We start from the raw sequence: 17,813 nt of genomic DNA, 5'->3' as shown, positions 1-17,813 counted from the left end.
ATCTCCAAACAAACGATTTAAAACTCGATAATTAATAAGCTGAGCTTATGGATAAATTACTTACATCAAAAATTCAGCTGAACTGGCTGCGGACATTTGAAACTGTTGGTACCTGTCTGAGTTTCACCCGGGCCGCGGCAGAACTGCATATGAGCCAGTCTGCAGTGAGTCAGCAAATGCAGTTGCTGGAGCATCATCTGGGCCAGCAGTTATTCATTCGGGTGAAGCGCACCGTGCAGCTCAGTGATGCCGGGAAAGCGTTTTTACCGCTGGTGGAAGAGAATCTGAAGCAGTTGAATATCGGTGCGGCGAAGATTTTTTCACCCCGGGAGAGCGCGACGGTGGATGTCAGTGTGAACAGTGCTTTCAGCGTGCTCTGGATGGGGCCGCGGCTGCATCATTTCACGGCTATTTTTCCTCAGATTTCAATTCGTCAACTGGGAACCAACTGGTCAAGTGATTTTGAAATTTCAACGGCAGAACTGGAGATTCGCTATGGCTCGGGAAGCTGGGAAGGGTTCACGTCCGAGCGGCTTATTACACCGAAACTCCGGCCTTACTGCAGCTTGGAAAATGCCCGTTGGCTACGGCAGCCAGAAGATATTTTATCGCTGACATTACTGGACGTTATCGGCACGCCAAAGGGCTGGGAGGCTTGGTGTGAAGGGCATCAGCTGGATATGCACCAGTCACGTAGTTTGCAGTATATGGACAGCCACGGCACGGCGGTTTCTATGGCTGCTAATGGTTTGGGAGTTTGTCTGATGTACGACGAGTTGATGCAGCATGGTGTTTTAGCGCAGCAAATGACTGCGCCTTTTACCGACACAATTGATACTGATGGCAGTTACTATCTGTGTTATCGCAGCGGCAAAGCATTGTCCGAAGGGGCGCGTTACTTTGCCGACTGGCTGTTAGAAGAAGTCAGTTATCCTTCCCGCTATCAGCGTTAAGTGCTGCCTGAGCAGCAGCTTTATCGCAGCGTTTTTTATGGTAGTAAATGCCCATACCTGCAAGGGTTACGCCGGCACTGAGTAACTGAGGGCCGGAAAGTACTTCATCGAGTAACAGATAGGCGAAGACCATGGTAAAGAGTGGCTGCAACAGGGTGACATGGACGATGCGGTTTATGCCGTGCTGGTTGATGATTGCGAACCACAGGTAGTAGCCGATAATCGATGAAAAAATCACCATATACACAACAGTAATGATCACCGGTACAGTGATTTGCGAGACAATATCCATGCTGTTTCCTGCCAGGTAATAACCAAAAAAACAGGCAGGTGCTGTGATAATCCCGATCCAGAACTGCAGGCTTAGCAGGGGAATATCGTCCAGTTTACGGATGATGATATTGGTCATTGCCCAGAAGGTCATTGAAGCGACAATGATCAGAGTACCAAGCGTTAAATCTACCGAACCACTTAGCAATAATGGTATCGCCGTGCCGGAAAACGCAATGGTAATACCGGTCATTTGCTTGCGGCTGAGCTTTTCCATCTTGAGCAGATAGGCCAGTAATGACGAAATTGGTGCACCGGTGATGACAATAATAACGGTGGTATTGCTGCTGACATAACTGGCGCCTAAGGTCAGCAGATAGAAGTGTCCCACGCCCATCAGTAAACCGATTAATAAGACGCTTGGCAGAGTACTCCAGGGGATTCTGGCAAACGGCAACAGTAGCACTGCTAGCAGGGCGAAACGAAGTGTATTCAACAGGCTGGGCGGGATTTCAGTCACACCAATCTTCAGTGCAACAACATTCAGTCCCCAGATAGCGGTGACACATACGGCAGCCAGCAATGGCATTCTGATTTGCATTAATCGTCCTTGTTGGATCAGTCTTTCGTTTACCGGAAGCGTGTAAATTAGGGGCGTATTATAGTCCGCAATGACTGTGCCGACAGCAGTTTATTATTCGTTGTTAATGATTGCTTCCCGGACTTTTTTACTCAGCGTGTTAAATGCCCGGGTATAGGAGTCTTCGATCAGTAATTGCAGATAATCATCCGGCAGCTGAGCGACATGAACGATGCTGATCCAGTGAAATCGGTGCATATAGCGGGCAGGTTTTATACCGGGCTGATCCGTCAGTTCAAGATACTGTTCGGGCGTCACTCTTACACTGAAACGCCATTGTTCCGGTTCACTGGTTTTGAAATAGGCGAACTTTTTACCGCCAATTTTATAAGTAAGAATATTGGCAGGTGCACCGCTGAGTTTGCTCTCGCTGCCAAGTAAGCGACTGCAATATTGTTTTACGTCATCCGGGGTCAAAACGACATCCTTTGCAACTATTCAACAGGCTGGTAAGGGGCTAAATCTATGCCCTGTTTTACGGGATAGAGCTGGTCCACGCCGTTAACTGCACTATATTGATATTCGGAGAAGTTTGCATTTTGGATTTTGCGTGCTGCAGTGCAGGGTTTCTTCAATACAATAAATATAAGAAGCCTATCGGTACTAACCGCTTTGGTTTCAAGGAGTTGTTGTTATGTTTTCCCGACGTCGCTTTCTGCAATTAGCCCCCTCTGGCCTGATACTGGGATCAACGCTTGGCAGTGCAGTTGGTTCGGCCATGATGTCGGGCCGTGCGCAGGCATTTTCAATTCCTGTGTCCGGTGTGGAACGGCTGACACGTATGTTAGTAGAAACGCCACGGGCAGAACTCTTACCTTTACTGGTCACCAAGATTAATCAGGGGATTTTTCCCCGCTCTTTACTGGCAAGCCTGACCATGGCGGCGGTGCATCATGTGGAACCTTATCCGGATGTTGGTTTTAAATATCATGCAGTGATGATGCTGTCGTCGGTGCATAACACGTTGCGACATTTAGATGAATCTGAACAGTGGTTGGGAATGCTGTGGGCGGCGGACACCTTCAAGCAAGCTCAGCGGCACGATACGTTTAATGGTGACTGGCAGCTTGCTGATGCTATTGAAGCGAGCAGTAATGATCCTATGGGGGATTTTGTACGGGCTATGGATAGCTGGGATGGCGAAGGGGCTGATATCGCGATCAGCCAACTGGCCGGTGAAGCCGATCTAGATGAGCTGTTTCCGCTGCTGTTTTATTACGGTGCCAGGGATTTTCGTGATATTGGTCATAAGACGATCACCGTCAGCAACAGTTATCGCTTATTGCGCTTGTTTGGCGATGCTTATGCGGAACCGGTGCTGCGTTCTACTGTTTATGCCTTATTGAATCATGAGGGTGTGAGTAATCCTTCGACCAGTGATCATGCTGCCGATAAGCCGTGGCGGGCGAATGTACATTTTGCCACGTTGTTTCCATTGAGTTGGGAAGAAGGCAAGCCTGATCCGTTACTGGTACCGGAAGTTCTCAATGCGCTGCGTTCTGCCAGGGCGGACGAAACCGGTTCACTGGTCGTGGACATGTTGCAGCAAAGCATTGCACCGCAAACTTTGTGGGACGGGATTATTCTTAGTGCCGGTGAGTTACTCGCACGGGTATCGGGCATTACCAGTGTGCATGCCAATACTTCCATCAACGCTATGTATTACGGTTATAAGCGCTCTGATGATGACCGGACGAAACGTATGTTGCTGTTGCAGGCTATGTCTTTTGTTACTTTATTCCGGGATTTATTAGGCGATCGGCGAAAGGGCATCATGATCGATAATATGGAACCGTTGGAAACCATTCCTGTGGGAGATGATGCTCAGCAAACTTTCGGAGAATTGTTTGCCAGTATCAGTGAGAATCGCTCGGTTGCATCACGTCAGTTATTGCATATTTTGCAGCAGGGCGGTGATGCAAATCTGTATCGGGCATTAGGTCGGTTTCATACCATGCAGCAAAACGCCGGTTACCATGATTATAAGTTCACTGAAGCGGCGTTTGAAAATAGTTATGCAGTATCCCCAGAGTGGCGTGACCGTTATCTGGCGGCCAGCGTGTATTATATGAATGGCTCTGGAGATAAGTTGAATACTGTTGTTAGCCAGGCCAGTGAGTTACTGCAAAGCTGAACTGGCAGTTTTGAATTTGATCATCATTTTTTGTGTTTTTTTACCTTAGATATTCTCGGGTGACGCTATAGCTGTAATCCGATTAAATAGCCGTTTTTAGTTCAGCGTTTCTTACATAGGCGGAAACTGAATACATGGAATGGTTAAACGCGGAATTCTGGGGCATGACGCCTCTGGTTATAGCGTATCTGTTTGCTGCTGGTATCGTCTGCGGGATGATAAATGCAGTGGTTGGCGGTGCAACGCTGGTGGGGTTTCCTGTGCTCATCAGTGTGGGGTTGCCACCGAGTGTTGCCAATGCCAGTAACTTTTTGGCGACCATGCCGGGTTATGCCGCGGCGATTCCTTTCTATATGCATGAACTGCGAAATATGGGGCGGCGAGCGCTGTTGATTATCGCAGTCAGTGTTATTGGTGGTGGTTTGGGCTCTGTGATCCTGATCTTTAGCCCCAGTGAAATTTTTGTCATCCTGACGCCTTATTTGTTACTGATTGCCACGCTGTTGTATGCCTTTGGTAGCCGTATTAATGCTTTCATCAGTAAGCGCCGTAACGGTGAAGACATGAAAGATAGTCTGATGGGTAAAGTATCGATTTTTACCTTCTCTATATACGGTGGGTATTTTGGTGCGGGACTGGGGATTATTATTCTGTCGATCCTCAAGATCATTGGCTATCACGATTATCATGAATCCAATGCGATAAAGAACCTGATGATTACGGCCGTCTCTTTGCTCAGCATTGCAATTTTTGTCGCCGGTGGCTTGGTCTCCTGGCCAGAGTCGATAGTAATGATGTGTGGGTCTGCGCTGGGTGGTGTCGGAGCTGCTAGCTATGCACGCCGCTTACCACAGGACATACTTAAAAGTGCGATTGTGGTGCTTGGGCTGAGTTTTTCGGCGTATTATTTTCTAAAGTAAGGTTCTGATAACAGGGCTCTTAGGCAGGCCTGAATGAAATCTGTGAAGATATTCACAGCGGCAGAAATGTCAGTGCTTGCTGTAAGTCGCTAAAGTCACTGATTTGCTGGTGGTGACAGGTGCGATTACCTACCAGTATGAAATTAAAGTTCAGCTCTGAGCAGGCGCGGCGGTCCCATTCGCCATCACCAAAATAGCTCAGACTGCTGGGTGTTCTGTTTTCGCAGGCTTGCTGCAGCGCGAGCTGCATGATTTCTGTTCGGGCATAGTGGTCATTACTGGATGCTAATGGAATACCGGTAATGTCGATACCCGCTGCGGCCAGCTTTAACCGGGCCGTTTCATTCCAGCCACCTGTTGCCAGTGATAGTCTGACCTGCTGTTGATCCCGCAAATAGTTGATAAATGTTGCTGCGCCTGGCACTTCTGTTAAGGGTGTTTGTTGCAGGTGATCCGCAATCTTTTCCGTGAAGAGTGTTTTTACCTGTTGATGTATTTCTGTGAATTTATCCTGCAAGCCTATCTGTTGTAAAAAATGTAGCAGTACACCGGAGTCTGTAACCTGTGGATATGTACTCCAGTCTCCGTTGAGAGTATGCCCGGTAACTTCTTTAATTGCGGCTATATAGCAATGTTCGTCAAAGTCGCAGGATTGCACCAGAGTACCGTCAATGTCGAACATGATGTGATGCATGTAAGCCGTCCTGTGCTAAGTGTGTGGGGCTGAGAAAATTAAGTGCTGTATGTCTGAGCGTTTGATATCAGTCAGCCTGATTTAAGTGTGTCACAGATTTATGATTGTTGTGTTGCAACTTTATATTGAGAGAGCAGACAGCATGCCAAAAACATACTCAACAGTGTCTGTTTGTCTTCAAGGGTAGGCATAACCCTGTGTTCAGGTCAGGAAAAGGCTAAAAGCTGGCGGATTTCGTGGAGTCTTGGCGGCGGATAGATTAGCATCATACTCTGTATGAATATTTTATTTATGGGTAGTAGTTTTTTATGGCAAAGCGCGAAGACAATGCCGCCGGTTCTGGGGCGCAGACTGATCAATATACGACGGATGTAGTGCATTTTGACCGTCGCATGGCGAATGCCAATGGCACTATTCACAGCCCTGTACACCCATCTGTTCAATATACCTTTGAAAGTGTTGATCATCTGATCGGCGCTTTTCAGGGGCGAATTAAAGGTAACTCTCCTTACGCCCGGCAGGGCACCCCCAGTACTGCTGCGCTGGAAGCTAAGCTAGCGAGTATTGAAGAAGGAGTAGGTGCCGTTGGCTTTTCGACGGGAATGGCTGCTATTACCGCAGTATTTCTGACATTGCTAAAAGCTGGCGATCACCTGATCGTTTCTAAGTTCTTGTTTGGTAATACTGCCAGCTTGCTGGATACGTTGGCGAACTTCGGTGTGGAAATTACCCGGGTTGATGGCACTGACGTACAAAACGTTATTGACGCCCGTCAGGACAATACCCGGATGGTATTTGTTGAGTCAGTTGCTAACCCAGGTACGCAGGTTGCTGACATGGTGAAGATCGGTGAGTTCTGTAATAAGGAAGAACTGGTTTACATTGTGGATAACACTATTCTGTCTGCCTGCCTGTTTAAACCTAAAGCTGTTGGTGCTTCGATGGTGATTCACTCGCTGACTAAATCAGCTGCGGGTCAGGGACAGGCGTTGGGCGGTGTGGTAATCGATACCGGTTTGTATAACTGGGAAAACTATCCGAACATTTTTGAAAACTATCGCAGTGGCGATTCAAAAATGTGGGGCCTGATGCAGGTTCGTAAAAAAGGTCTCCGTGATATGGGCGGAACCATGAGTTCTGCGACTGCACATCAGATCAGCCTTGGGCTGGAGACTATGGCACTGCGCCTGGGTAAGAGCAGTGAAACTGCGCTGGCAGTGGCAGAGTTTCTGGAAAATCACCCGCAGGTAGCGAAGGTGCATTATCCTTTCCTCAAGAGCCATCCAGCAAATGAGTTGGCAACAGAACTGTTTCGTTCCGGCGCCTGGTTACTCTCTTTTGAACTGTCAGATGCCGATAGCTGCTTAGAGTTTGTTGATGCTCTGCAAATTATTATGAAAGCCACAGGTTTGGGCGACTCCCGTAGCCTGATTATTCCTGTTGCGCATACTATTTTCTGGGAAATGGGTGCAGAGAAACGTAAGCAAATGAACATTGGCGATGGCATGTTACGTCTGTCAGTGGGTCTGGAAGACAGTCAGCATCTGATTGCTGATTTGCAGCAGGCGTTTGAGGCTGTCGCAAAAGGCTAATATTTATAGTGATATATGCTTAAACTGAAAAGCCGGTTGTGGATAACAACCGGCTTTTTTGTATCTCGTTTCCGATAAGGTTTTTGTGTTGGGGAGACGGTGTTGATACTTGAATTGACTCATTTCCTCTTGATTTACGAACATACTAAGAATAGTTCGCTGAAGTAAGTAAGAAGTCTGGTTTTACTCGATGAGCTTTAAAATGGTTTTTCAGAGCCCTGGTAGTACCTGCTTATTCTCTACCAGGCAGTCGTAGTTCAGGGCTTAGTCATAGATATATATGGATAAGATTATGCTGTTAAGACCTATTCGTAAGCCTTTGTTTGTAAATTGTTATTGTCATGACTTTGGAAAGATTGCTTTAGGCTGAGGTTATCCAAAATATTTTTTGGGCTGCCGTCTTTAATTTGTCTTTCTTTCAGTATTCGACGGAGTTGTTTTACAGGTTTCAGAAGTCCTCCACCGATAAATAAATATTCACCCCAGCCTTTGTTTTTCATTCTGGTTTTCAAGGCTGCTACTGATTGCGGGCTGGGCAGTGTAGTTTCTGTAAGTTGCGCTTTTGCTTTGAAAATAATCTTCAGGTTCGATTGAGTGTCTATTTTGACGACATCAAAGTAATGGCTGGCACAGGCAATGAGCGTTTCTGTTGAGAAATAATAGAGATGGGCTTTGAAGTATATGTTCTTAGGTGATGCATCGTTTGTTTCAATCCAGGGGACTTCGATCAGCAGTTTCCCATTCGGGTTAAGTGCAGCATGCAGCTTTGCAAATGCGTCAATTGGAGAGGCTAAATGTTCCAGAACGTGGAAAAGAGTTATTACATCGTAACTCCCTTGAAGATCATCTAGGTTACCAGCTGTTATCTGGTTGCCGTAGTGCTTGTTGGCGAATTCCGCATAACCGATATTGGGTTCCAATCCTTTGCTGTTAAATCCTTGTTTGCTACTCAGGTAAACAAACTCTCCACCTCCTGCACCGATATCCAGCAACTTTCCGCTGGAAATATTGTTATCTGTTAAAAAATGGATACGCTGCATAGCCGTTGTCCCGGCACGGTAGACATGTTTAGGCTTTGGCTCAAAGCTATGTTTGTAGTCTTGACGGTAATCGTGACTGTAGTATCTGCAAAGTTCTGCTTTACTGGGTATGGGGTTTTGCTGAATTAGCCCACAATGGTTACACATAGATACAAGTAGCGGTTTGGTGGTTTTACTGTCTTGATACGAAAGGTTTTCATGACCTTCAGTACTACTACACAATGCACATTTCATGGAATACCCTCCATTAAGACTTATACCTGTAGGGTAATTGTGGCGATGTGAATGAAATGTCGATAAATGTCAGTGCATTTAATTGAGTGCAATAAGTAAGAATTTCCAGGTGTATAAATAGTTGCTGTATTTGTATGTTCATAAGTAGTAACCATGAACTACAAGAGGGATTTATTGAGCATATAAAAGATAAGCAGGATAGAATACCCGGAAATTTAGTAGTCATAGAATGTCTTCACTTTGTATGACATAGCCGGGTCATTGTTGCATCTGTAATCTGGTTGTAATGATGCCAATGAAGTGGAAAGTTCGTAGATGGCTGGCTTTTTAAGCCGCAGATAATAGGTTAAAGATTCGCATGAACATTGATCACATCCGCAGAGAATATTTACAGGATGGTTTGAGCCGCGAGCAGCTGGCTGTGAGCCCTTTTGAGCAGTTTAATATCTGGCTGCAGCAGGCAGTTGATGCCGGTATGCAGGATCCGACAGCTATGACGCTGGCGACAGTAGATGGCGATGGTCAGCCGTCACAGCGGATTGTATTGCTGAAAGGTGCGGATGATAACGGTTTTGTCTTTTACACAAACTATAGTTCACGTAAGGCGGACGATATTGCCGCTAATTCAAAAGTGAGCCTGCATTTTCCGTGGCATGCGCTAGAGCGTCAGGTAAAGATATGTGGTGAGGCAGTAAAAGTACCGACCAGCGAGTCACTGGCATATTTTGCTTCCCGCCCGGAGGAGAGCCAGCTAGCTGCGTGGGCATCTCAGCAGAGCCGTCCAGTGTCTTCGCGACAGATGTTGCTGCAGCAGTTTAAGTCGATGAAAGATAAGTTTTCTAAAGGTGAGATTCCACTGCCGGATTTCTGGGGTGGGTACAGAATAGTGCCGACAACGATTGAGTTCTGGCAGGGTGGCGGCAGCCGTTTACATGACCGTTTTAAGTATTACTTACAGGCGGATGGCAGCTGGAAAATTGAGCGGCTGGCACCGTAAGACGAGTTCCTTAGCTAAAGTATTTAACTAAAGCTAAGAGTTTGCAGAACAAGGTTTATCGATACCCGTTAACCGCGGGTATTTTTTTGTCTGTTTCCAGCCTGTAAAAAGACAGTTACATAATAAAAAAGCCATCTATTCAGATGGCTTAAATATTCAATGTTCAGTCAGCAACCGTTACTTCGTGTTGTCCATTGCTGTTTAACCAGCGTCGGATGAAACCACTGCGTTTTTGTTCGCGGATGAAATCCTGCAGGTATTCCTGGGCGATACAGTTGTTCCCGCAGAGTACGGTTTTTGGTACGCACATGGCCTGATCGATTGTCATGAAGTTCTCGTCCAGCACTTTCAGGTCCGGATTGTCAGCCGCAATCTGGGTGAGTGACTGACGTACGCCAGCCGCAGCATCCAGACCTTGTTCAACAAACAGACCGACTGCAGTCTCACCTGATTCGGCACGGACAACTTCGGCCTGAACAAGGTTACGGCTGAGATGCAGGTCATAGGCAGCACCTTTGTTTACGCTGACGCGCATACCGGGCTGATCGAGATCCAGGTTGTTATCGATTTCGCTGTCTTTGCGAACCATATAACAGCCTTCGATGACGACATAAGGGCGGGTAAAACCGATGGTTTCACCCCGCAGCGGATCACGGGCAAGGAATGCCAGATCCCAGTGGTCTGCAGGGTCTTCACTATCAAGTGCGTCGACAACCTTCCCGGCTGCGTCGTACTCGATAATTTCCATCACCAGGCCGAGCTGTTTCGCCAGACGTTTGGCGAGTTCGACAGAAATACCCTGAGGTTCATTGGTATGAGGGTTACGTTGTGCCAGTACCGGGTTGCCGAGATTAATTGCTACCCGAAGACGACCGCTTGGCGCTAAATGTCGGCCGACAGAATCAAAATCGTATGGGTTAAGCATGACCGTTCTCTTGTTGTTTATGACAGCCTATCCTGCGACTTGGAATAACAACAGTTTTCGCGCATATAGACTGTTAAGTTCTTTAAGCACATTTTGAACATATTGTTTATGTTCAGACTTTTTTATAGCAATAGATTCAAGGCATTGCCATAGGTTGTTGGTATAAAGGATTAAATAATCATGAATTGTGTGTTTATTGATCAGACTTTTAGTCTTTAGCTTGTCAGTGTATAGATAATTCTTACCAGTGAGTTACAAAGCTTTACTCTTATATATCGGAAGATATTTTTATGTCTGGAAGGCAGTGCCAGGCAGACGTTTATTCTAATAAATTGCCTGCCGGCGACATGCTTGAGCGCTCCCGACATGTTTTGCAAAAAATGGCTGTGTATATAGAGCTGTGAAAAAGTTTAATGTAGATTGTAGGACAATCCTAAACGAACAATAAAATATTCCTGTGCTAAACAGGTGACGGCCGCTTTGCGGGAGTGAGGAATCTATGTCTCAGGAACAGCAGTTACGAATCGATCTGGCAGCCGCATTTCGGCTGATTCATGAACTTGATATGCATGAATCGGTTGCTAATCATCTCAGTGCAGCGGTGTCTGCGGACGGCAAAAGCTTTTTGATGAACCGTCGTTGGATGCATTTTGCCAATGTTACTGCCAGTAATTTGCAGTTATTGAATAGCGAAGACGAGAGCATCATGCAAACCGACGAAGCACCGGATGCATCGGCCTGGGCAATCCACGGTAATGTACATAAAGCATTTCCTCAGGCGCGGGTTATTTTGCATGTGCATTCAACATATGCGACTGCATTGTCGACGCTTAAAGACCCGCGCATTTTGCCATTGGATAACAACACGGCACGGTTCTTTAACCGCATTGCTTACGATACTAATTTCGGGGGGATTGCGACAAGTGATGAAGAAGGTAAGCGGATCATGGATACCTTTGAAGGTAAGAAAGCCCTGATGATGGGGAACCATGGCGTTAGCGTTGTGGGCGAAACCGTCGCGGAAGCATTTGAGAGTTTGTATTATCTGGAAAAAGCCTGCAAGACGATGGTGCTGGCGTACTCAACCGGACAGCCACTGAACGTGTTACCGGATGACCTTGCTGAAGAAACTGCTGCCAGCTGGGATGAGTTCAAAGGTGCCGGGGATGCGCATTTCGAGCAGTTGAAAGCAATGCTGGAAAAAAAGGATCCGTCTTTCCGGGATTAAGGGTAAGGCAAAGTAAGGAAAACAAAAAAAGCAGTCGGTTGGCTGCTTTTTTATGCGTATAACATCTGTTGTGCTTTGGTTATTTTTGCCGGACAGCCAGTACACCGGCGGCTACGATAAGTGCCATACCAGTTATAGTGTAACCATCAGGAATTTCGGCAAAGAACAGAATTCCCCAGAGAGTCAGAAAGGCGAGGTAGCTGTAGTCGAAGGTTGCTATGGTGGCACTTGGCCCATTCTGATATGCATATGCACCACCAACAGCACCGACCACAGCTGCCACTGCCAGTGCACTCATTGCCAGCCACTGTACGATTCCCATCTCCGTCCAGGCTCCAAATATAAACTGATTACCGGTGCTCTCAAGTGCTTCAGGCCAGAGTAGGGGAAAACCTATGCTGGCTACAGCGCCGACTACAAAAATAGTCAGGTGCAAGCTCAGCCCTAATACCAGCGGGCTTTCCTGCTGGCATTTTGCCCGGGTTAGTACCATTGAAAGTGCATAGAGAATCGCGCCAACCAGAGGTAATAAGGCCGTCAGACTAAAATCATCTGCACCGGGGCGCAGCATGATTAATACACCGCTAAAGCCGAGTGCAATAGCCAGCCATCCGAGTGCCCGAATCTGCTCGCCTAAAAAACAGGCTGCAAAAAGAGTAATGAACAGTGGCAATGTATAGAAAGTTGCGCCGGCTACTGAAAGATCAATGCTGGGCAGGGCGGCATAATAGGCGACCCATTGTAAGGTTAGCATCAGGCTGCGCAGGGCCACCCAGCCTCTCGCGTGAGCACGGAATCCCTGTTCCTTTGGCATGAAGTGAATCAGTAAAATAAGCGGAATTACGGCAACAATGCTACGCATGACAAACAGCTGCCAGAGTGGGAATGACAAGCTCAGAGCTTTGATAAGTGCATCGCCCAGGGACAGAGCAAACACCGCCAGGATTATGGCACCAATGGCATGATTAAGTTTAGCCGGAGCGAGTGACAACGCCTGATTCATTAGCAGTGTTCCTTAGGAGATCTCTGTGTTTTTATTTTGTGCGAGCTGGACAGTGTTCAGGAGCAGCGATCACTGATAATACGATCTGACGGTAACGACTGGCAAACATTGCCGGAGAAATTTTTGCGGGCAGAGACAACTTGTAACTCGTGACAAGTTGTTAAGGTTGTTGATCAGGCGCCAGGTCGATTAACTGTGCAGTTCCGGATCATAAAAGCGAACACATTGTTTACCATCCTGCTTCGCCTGATACATAGCTTTGTCAGCAAGCCCGACCAGTTCGTGCATGTTACGGGTATTAGACGGGAAGTGGCTGATTCCAATGCTGGCGCTGACTTGAATATTTTCTTCGAGGCGGGTACTGCAAAGCCGTAAAGTATTTTTAGCGATACGCTCGAGAATATCTTTATTGGCGTTAGCGATAGCCAGTACGAATTCGTCACCGCCAAAACGGATGACCAGGTCATTTTCCCGTAACGACAGTTGTAACTCGTTAGCTATATGTCGAAGCAGTTCATCACCCCGCTGGTGGCCAAGCGTATCGTTAACTGTTTTAAAACCATCAAGGTCGATAAACAGAATCCCCAGTGAGGTATGGTTGCGTTTGGCTTCATTGAACAGTACGGGCAGCTTATGTTCCAGTAAACGTCTGTTACCGAGACCGGTGAGGGTATCGGTCATTGATTCTGTTTTGTGGAAATAGTGCTGTTCGTGGTAGTGGCGTAAAGCATAGATAAGCACGCTGATAAGAAGCAGACCAGCTAATACATAAACAGCGAGCCAGGTTTGTTGCTGTTCACGGTGTTCATCAAGGAAGGCCAGATGTTCAGAAAAAAGTTTATTAAACGCCTCAATCTTGGGCTGCATGGCTACGTTATCCAGCTGCTGACTGAGTTTGATATTATTATCCCGGTGCATATTCAGCCGGCTCAGATGTTTAAGCATGTTCTGCCATAGTGGCTGTAACTCGTCAGGCAGTAATCCGCTATAAGGCACCACCTGCTGAGTTTCCAGGCGGTAATCTACCAATTGATTCGTCAGGCTCTGAATCACTTCATTCTGCAAATAATTACGAAACAAAGTATTGGTTTCAGCCGAAATTTTGCGTTGCCGTTTGGCGTCTTCCAAACCTTTGAACATAAGTTCAATCAGGTTTGGCAGATAATTCAATGAATTCCGCAGTAAGGCATTATTTGATTTTAGCTGTTCGATAAGTGGAAATTTCTTTTCCAGATTAGCCTGTAATTCTGGAATACAGGGCGCCAGGGTTTCAGGCAGCGACGGTGGAGAAGCCAGCTTAGCTTTGTATTGTGAATAAACTGAATTCAGATCGTCATAACTACGGAAATACCAGCTGTCCATCAACAGAATTTGCTTTTCAAGCTTCGCATCCAGTTGTTCTAACTTGCTGATATATTGATTGATTTCAGCTTGCTGGTGGCGTTCTGAACTGGTTTGGTCCTGAACAAACAGGAATAACAGGGTCAGGCCCAGAATGGCCACTAAAATACTAACTATTATTCTGCTTTGCAGGTTATTCATGGCATTAATTTCGGATGAGGCGAGCCACTAAGGCTGTTTAAAAATGCCACGATAAGTTTAATATCAGTTTCTGGAATTTCCCGTCCAAGCTGGTGGCGGGACATCAGGCTGACAACCTGTTCGAGGGTACTGACGGAACCATCATGAAAATAGGGGGGAGTATCGGCAACATTACGTAAACTGGGAACACGAAATACCTGAATGTCAGCTTTGTTGCCGGTGGTGTTATAGCGCCCCAGACTTGCCAGTGAACTGTCATCCGGATCATAAGCGTAGGGTTCTATAACGCCTATTTTTTGCAGTAAGTTTCCGCCGATTTTTTCACCCTGATGGCATGAAACACAGCCATAACGTTTGAACAGTTCATAGCCCAGTTTTGCGTCTTCACTGATCGCATTAGTGTCGCCCAGCAAGTAAGCATCGAAAGGAGCTGGGGTAGTCAGAGCGATTTCATAAGTCACCAGCGCCTGAGTAATAGTTTCCCGGGTGATGCCCTGTGGATAAAGCTTTGCAAAACGTTCTACATATTCAGGTTGTTGCTGTAGCCGGGTTTCGATTGTGCTCCAACTCAGTCCCATTTTGACTTGTTGGTCGACCAGGCTGTGCATTTGTTCTTGCATGGAGATTAACTGACCTTCCCAGCCAAGCGGGTAGTTTTGCGATAAATTAAAAATAGATGGAGAGTTATATCGGCTTTTGCTGCCGTCATGCATCGGCGTTTTGTCTTTAGGATAGCTACCGCCATGGTTAAACAGATGGCAGCTTGCACAGTTTGTCTTGCTGTCTGCAGATAAAGTTTGATCAAAGAAGAGTTGCTTACCGAGCAACATCTCTGGTGTGACTGTTTGAGGTAGCTGAATCGGAGCAAGCGGTTCGCGGGCATGGCTAAGCCCAGCCAGTAAAAGCTGTAAAGCCAATATCCATATCAGGGAGATTAGGGGTAGTTCTCTCTGCCGCAATTGATGATCCGTATGTGTCAGTAATATTTATCGGTTTAAACTGATCAGTATCCATACTGCGGTATTGTTTATGTCGGGACGACATCTGGTTACGTAAACTCCGCTGTAACCCGTTTGAAGAGCGTCTGCCTGGCAGTTAGCTGTTCGGTGTATCTATTCAGATTAGAAACGCTATCAGGAATTTTCCACGTCAGGTTAACCGTACTGGTTAGTGTCTGAAGGAATGACTCAATACCCGCGCAAAGTGTACAGGTAATGTTGCCCAATAAAATCTGGTATTTTAAGCACATGAATAGCCCAGTTTGGGTATTCATGTGCGTATTCAATAAGTTACCCGTTTATACCTGAAAACGTTGTACGCTGGCAGTGAGCTGTTGAGATGTGTCCTGTACACCATCAGAGCTGCTGCTTAGCTGAGTCATACTATCGGCGCTGTCATTATAACGTTGCTGAATCTCTTGAATATTGTCGTTAATTTCATTAACAGTGGCTGACTGCTCTTCAGTTGCTGCCGCATTTTGGGTATTCATATCATTGATTGTAGATATCTGATCGATGATGGCGGTGAGCTGCTCTACGAGAGAACCAATACTTGTATGGGTCGCGACCGCTTTTTCCTGGCTCTGAGTCATAGCGTTAACGGCTTTCTGGCTGCCGTTTTGTAGCTTGTCGATCATTTCTTCAATACGAATGGTTGATTCGCGGGTGCGTTGTGCCAGTGTACGGACTTCATCAGCGACGACTGCAAAGCCGCGGCCCTGTTCACCGGCTCGGGCTGCTTCGATTGCGGCATTCAGTGCCAACAGGTTTGTCTGTTCAGAAACGCCTTTGATGACATCCAGTACACTGCCGATTTCTTCACTATCACTGGCGACCTGCCCAATAATGTCTCGGGTCTCAAGTAAAGTGCCGTCCAGAGTGTTAACGTCTTCACGGGTTTTTTGCAGCAACTGCTTGCCGGATTCTGCAGAAATGTTGGTTGCATTAGACTGATCTGCAGCCATAGAGCAGTTAGTGGCGACTTCCTGGATTGAAGTTGCCATTTCATACATGGCTGCTGCAACCATGTTGGTCTGATCCTGACCGCTGACCATCTGGGTGCGTACATCAGAGGATACATTCTGCATGGTATCAACAGTGTTTTGCATACTGTGGCCGGCTTGCTGAATGTCATCTACCAGTTTGCGGATGCCATCAACCATGTTATTGAAAATGACTGCCAGGCGGCCCAGGTCATCTTCACTGCGCGGAGTAACTTTAACCCGCAGGTTGGAGTGCTCGCCTAACTGGGTCAGGCCTTCAATAATGTCTTTTAACTGCAGTGCTATCTGACGTTGCGTCATTACACTCAGTGCAATGGTTGCACTGATGATCAGTAAAGCGGCAGCCAGTACGCTGTAGAGTGTACTATTAGCCGCATATTGTTTATCTGTCACAAGTGTAATCAGGCCACCTGAAAGCACATCTTCTGCCTGCTTCAGCAGATTGATACGCGCGGTTGATTGCTTAAACCAGGCATTAGCATCAATTCCGAAGCCGCTATCAGCTGCCCAGGCTGCCTGACGCATCCGGTTAACTTCTGCCACAGCAGGGTTTTGCAATAAGCGGTTTACTGTTTGCTGATTAGACTGAGTGGCGAATTTTTGGAAAACCTGCATCAGTGCGTTCTGTTCAACAGCCAGGGAAATGTACTTTTCTTTTTGTTTAGCGGTGGCTGTGTCTCTAACGAATACACCGCTTAATACTGCACGCTCGATGCCTGCGCGTTCTTTGCTTTGCATCATGTAGTAATAGGCGGAAGCGCGGTTCGAGATAGTAACGTCGTCAACCATACCAGACAGGTCTGATGTAATTGCCAGCATCTTGCCGTTCAGGGCTGTCAGGAAACCAATTGCCTGAGGCGCCGGCACATTCAATGATGAAATCTTTCCGCGTAAGCTCTCTAGCTGGGTCAGATCAGAACTTATGGCATTTAATGGCTGCTGTAATGAGTCTTCCTGGTACTCGTCAAGCGTTTTAGTAGCAACCTGTCTGTAGGCCTTCATCGCTGTATTAGTCAGACGACGCTGATTACCCAATTCAGTTTTAAACCGTTTACCCTGGCTACCCAGATAAATAGCGGTAGCGCCCCGTTCTTTTTGGATCTCGTGGACCAGCTCACTTGCCGCGACAGATAGCTCTATCAAATGTGCGGTTTCCTCATAATCTTCTGCGACAGTGTATTTATCGCTCAGAATACTGATCATACACAGGCACAGAATACTTAAGGGAAGCAATATAATGATCTGTAGTTTTGATCGGATCGAAAGGTTTCTGAAAAATGACATAACAGCTCCTTAGGGAGGGGGAATTGCCCTAATCTATGAAAACAACATGTTGATTGTGTTGGACTGCATAGGTTTGGCTGGTCGTGAGGTACCAACGTTACTTAGCGTGCTACATAGCAAAATAATACATTATATATAGTGCATTTAAATTGTTGATTGTACGTTTATTACTCAAATTGTGTTTGTTCGTGTTCAGTTTAAAAAGTTCTTATAAAACAATACGTATTAGATAATTGTGACATGATTTTGCCGCTCAATTTTTGATTAAAGTCAAATTGTATCGACTAAAGTTGAATGCCTGTTACTGGTTTGTTTACTCTGCAGCTTGATGGGTGTGCTGTTACATACCTTCTTT

Annotated in this window: 15 protein-coding genes; 6 read left to right on the top strand and 9 right to left on the bottom strand. The window is 46.5% G+C overall.

Annotation, left to right across the window (positions count from 1 at the left end; genetic code table 11):
- Nucleotides 1-47 precede the first annotated feature (47 nt).
- On the top strand, nt 48-953 hold the full coding sequence (locus OCU49_RS19655; RefSeq protein ID WP_261842242.1) for a LysR family transcriptional regulator: 906 nt from the start codon (nt 48-50) through the stop codon (nt 951-953).
- Here the strand turns inward: OCU49_RS19655 and OCU49_RS19650 are convergent.
- The gene (locus OCU49_RS19650) at nt 925-1,824 is read right to left on the bottom strand and encodes a DMT family transporter (RefSeq protein ID WP_261842241.1); all 900 of its coding nucleotides are present in this window, start codon (nt 1,822-1,824) and stop codon (nt 925-927) included. The genes OCU49_RS19655 and OCU49_RS19650 overlap by 29 nt on opposite strands.
- A 93-nt stretch (nt 1,825-1,917) precedes the next feature.
- Nucleotides 1,918-2,280, bottom strand: a complete 363-nt coding sequence (locus OCU49_RS19645; RefSeq protein ID WP_261842240.1) for an MmcQ/YjbR family DNA-binding protein — start codon at nt 2,278-2,280, stop codon at nt 1,918-1,920.
- Between the two features lie 217 nt (nt 2,281-2,497).
- On the opposite strand from OCU49_RS19645, the gene OCU49_RS19640 reads away from it, so the two are divergent.
- The gene (locus OCU49_RS19640) at nt 2,498-3,997 is read left to right on the top strand and encodes a hypothetical protein (RefSeq protein ID WP_261842239.1); all 1,500 of its coding nucleotides are present in this window, start codon (nt 2,498-2,500) and stop codon (nt 3,995-3,997) included.
- 134 nt (nt 3,998-4,131) lie between these two features.
- Nucleotides 4,132-4,917, top strand: a complete 786-nt coding sequence (locus OCU49_RS19635) for a sulfite exporter TauE/SafE family protein (RefSeq protein ID WP_261842238.1) — start codon at nt 4,132-4,134, stop codon at nt 4,915-4,917.
- 52 nt (nt 4,918-4,969) lie between these two features.
- Here the strand turns inward: OCU49_RS19635 and OCU49_RS19630 are convergent, their stop codons facing one another.
- Nucleotides 4,970-5,611: an HAD family hydrolase gene (locus OCU49_RS19630; RefSeq protein WP_261842237.1), complete on the bottom strand. Its 642-nt coding sequence runs from the start codon at nt 5,609-5,611 to the stop codon at nt 4,970-4,972.
- A 308-nt stretch (nt 5,612-5,919) separates the two neighbouring features.
- Between OCU49_RS19630 and OCU49_RS19625 the strand changes: the two genes are divergently transcribed.
- Nucleotides 5,920-7,203: a cystathionine gamma-synthase family protein gene (locus OCU49_RS19625; protein ID WP_261842236.1), complete on the top strand. Its 1,284-nt coding sequence runs from the start codon at nt 5,920-5,922 to the stop codon at nt 7,201-7,203.
- 305 nt (nt 7,204-7,508) lie between these two features.
- Here OCU49_RS19625 and OCU49_RS19620 read toward each other — a convergent pair whose 3' ends face one another.
- A complete protein-coding gene (locus tag OCU49_RS19620) occupies nt 7,509-8,477 on the bottom strand; it encodes a class I SAM-dependent methyltransferase (RefSeq protein WP_261842235.1) in 969 nt (322 codons plus the stop codon).
- A 364-nt stretch (nt 8,478-8,841) separates the two neighbouring features.
- Between OCU49_RS19620 and pdxH the strand changes: the two genes are divergently transcribed.
- Complete coding sequence (pdxH, locus tag OCU49_RS19615; protein WP_376787898.1) at nt 8,842-9,474, top strand: pyridoxamine 5'-phosphate oxidase; 633 nt, start codon at nt 8,842-8,844, stop codon at nt 9,472-9,474.
- 163 nt (nt 9,475-9,637) lie between these two features.
- Here pdxH and OCU49_RS19610 read toward each other — a convergent pair whose 3' ends face one another.
- A complete protein-coding gene (locus OCU49_RS19610; protein ID WP_261842233.1) occupies nt 9,638-10,399 on the bottom strand; it encodes an ABC transporter substrate-binding protein in 762 nt (253 codons plus the stop codon).
- Nucleotides 10,400-10,898: 499 nt separating this feature from the next.
- Between OCU49_RS19610 and OCU49_RS19605 the strand changes: the two genes are divergently transcribed.
- Complete coding sequence (locus OCU49_RS19605; RefSeq protein WP_261842232.1) at nt 10,899-11,627, top strand: class II aldolase/adducin family protein; 729 nt, start codon at nt 10,899-10,901, stop codon at nt 11,625-11,627.
- Between the two features lie 79 nt (nt 11,628-11,706).
- On the opposite strand, the gene OCU49_RS19600 is transcribed toward OCU49_RS19605, so the two are convergent.
- From OCU49_RS19600 to OCU49_RS19585, 4 genes are all read right to left on the bottom strand, one after another.
- On the bottom strand, nt 11,707-12,630 hold the full coding sequence (locus OCU49_RS19600; RefSeq protein WP_261842231.1) for a DMT family transporter: 924 nt from the start codon (nt 12,628-12,630) through the stop codon (nt 11,707-11,709).
- Nucleotides 12,631-12,819: 189 nt separating this feature from the next.
- The gene (locus OCU49_RS19595; RefSeq protein ID WP_261842230.1) at nt 12,820-14,172 is read right to left on the bottom strand and encodes a GGDEF domain-containing protein; all 1,353 of its coding nucleotides are present in this window, start codon (nt 14,170-14,172) and stop codon (nt 12,820-12,822) included.
- Entirely contained in the window at nt 14,169-15,089 is a 921-nt protein-coding gene (locus OCU49_RS19590; RefSeq protein WP_261842229.1) for a cytochrome-c peroxidase, read from the bottom strand. The genes OCU49_RS19595 and OCU49_RS19590 overlap by 4 nt, the downstream gene beginning before the upstream one ends.
- Before the next feature lie 380 nt (nt 15,090-15,469).
- Complete coding sequence (locus OCU49_RS19585; RefSeq protein WP_261842228.1) at nt 15,470-17,458, bottom strand: methyl-accepting chemotaxis protein; 1,989 nt, start codon at nt 17,456-17,458, stop codon at nt 15,470-15,472.
- Nucleotides 17,459-17,813: the final 355 nt, after the last annotated feature.

The sequence above is a fragment of the Aliamphritea ceti genome, assembly GCF_024347215.1.
GTDB classification, from domain to species: Bacteria; Pseudomonadota; Gammaproteobacteria; order Pseudomonadales; family Balneatricaceae; genus Amphritea; species Amphritea ceti.
Note: the sequence above shows the minus strand (reverse complement) of the source record. Positions and strands in the feature narration are given on the sequence as shown.

Coding starts and splice junctions, on each gene's coding strand:
- OCU49_RS19585 (WP_261842228.1), bottom strand. CDS start 17,458: ATGTCATTTTTCAGAAACCTTTCGATCCGATCAAAACTACAGATCATT.
- OCU49_RS19640 (WP_261842239.1), top strand. CDS start 2,498: ATGTTTTCCCGACGTCGCTTTCTGCAATTAGCCCCCTCTGGCCTGATA.
- OCU49_RS19635 (WP_261842238.1), top strand. CDS start 4,132: ATGGAATGGTTAAACGCGGAATTCTGGGGCATGACGCCTCTGGTTATA.
- OCU49_RS19655 (WP_261842242.1), top strand. CDS start 48: ATGGATAAATTACTTACATCAAAAATTCAGCTGAACTGGCTGCGGACA.
- OCU49_RS19610 (WP_261842233.1), bottom strand. CDS start 10,399: ATGCTTAACCCATACGATTTTGATTCTGTCGGCCGACATTTAGCGCCA.
- OCU49_RS19630 (WP_261842237.1), bottom strand. CDS start 5,611: ATGCATCACATCATGTTCGACATTGACGGTACTCTGGTGCAATCCTGC.
- OCU49_RS19600 (WP_261842231.1), bottom strand. CDS start 12,630: ATGAATCAGGCGTTGTCACTCGCTCCGGCTAAACTTAATCATGCCATT.
- OCU49_RS19625 (WP_261842236.1), top strand. CDS start 5,920: ATGGCAAAGCGCGAAGACAATGCCGCCGGTTCTGGGGCGCAGACTGAT.
- OCU49_RS19595 (WP_261842230.1), bottom strand. CDS start 14,172: ATGAATAACCTGCAAAGCAGAATAATAGTTAGTATTTTAGTGGCCATT.
- OCU49_RS19650 (WP_261842241.1), bottom strand. CDS start 1,824: ATGCAAATCAGAATGCCATTGCTGGCTGCCGTATGTGTCACCGCTATC.
- OCU49_RS19605 (WP_261842232.1), top strand. CDS start 10,899: ATGTCTCAGGAACAGCAGTTACGAATCGATCTGGCAGCCGCATTTCGG.
- OCU49_RS19620 (WP_261842235.1), bottom strand. CDS start 8,477: ATGAAATGTGCATTGTGTAGTAGTACTGAAGGTCATGAAAACCTTTCG.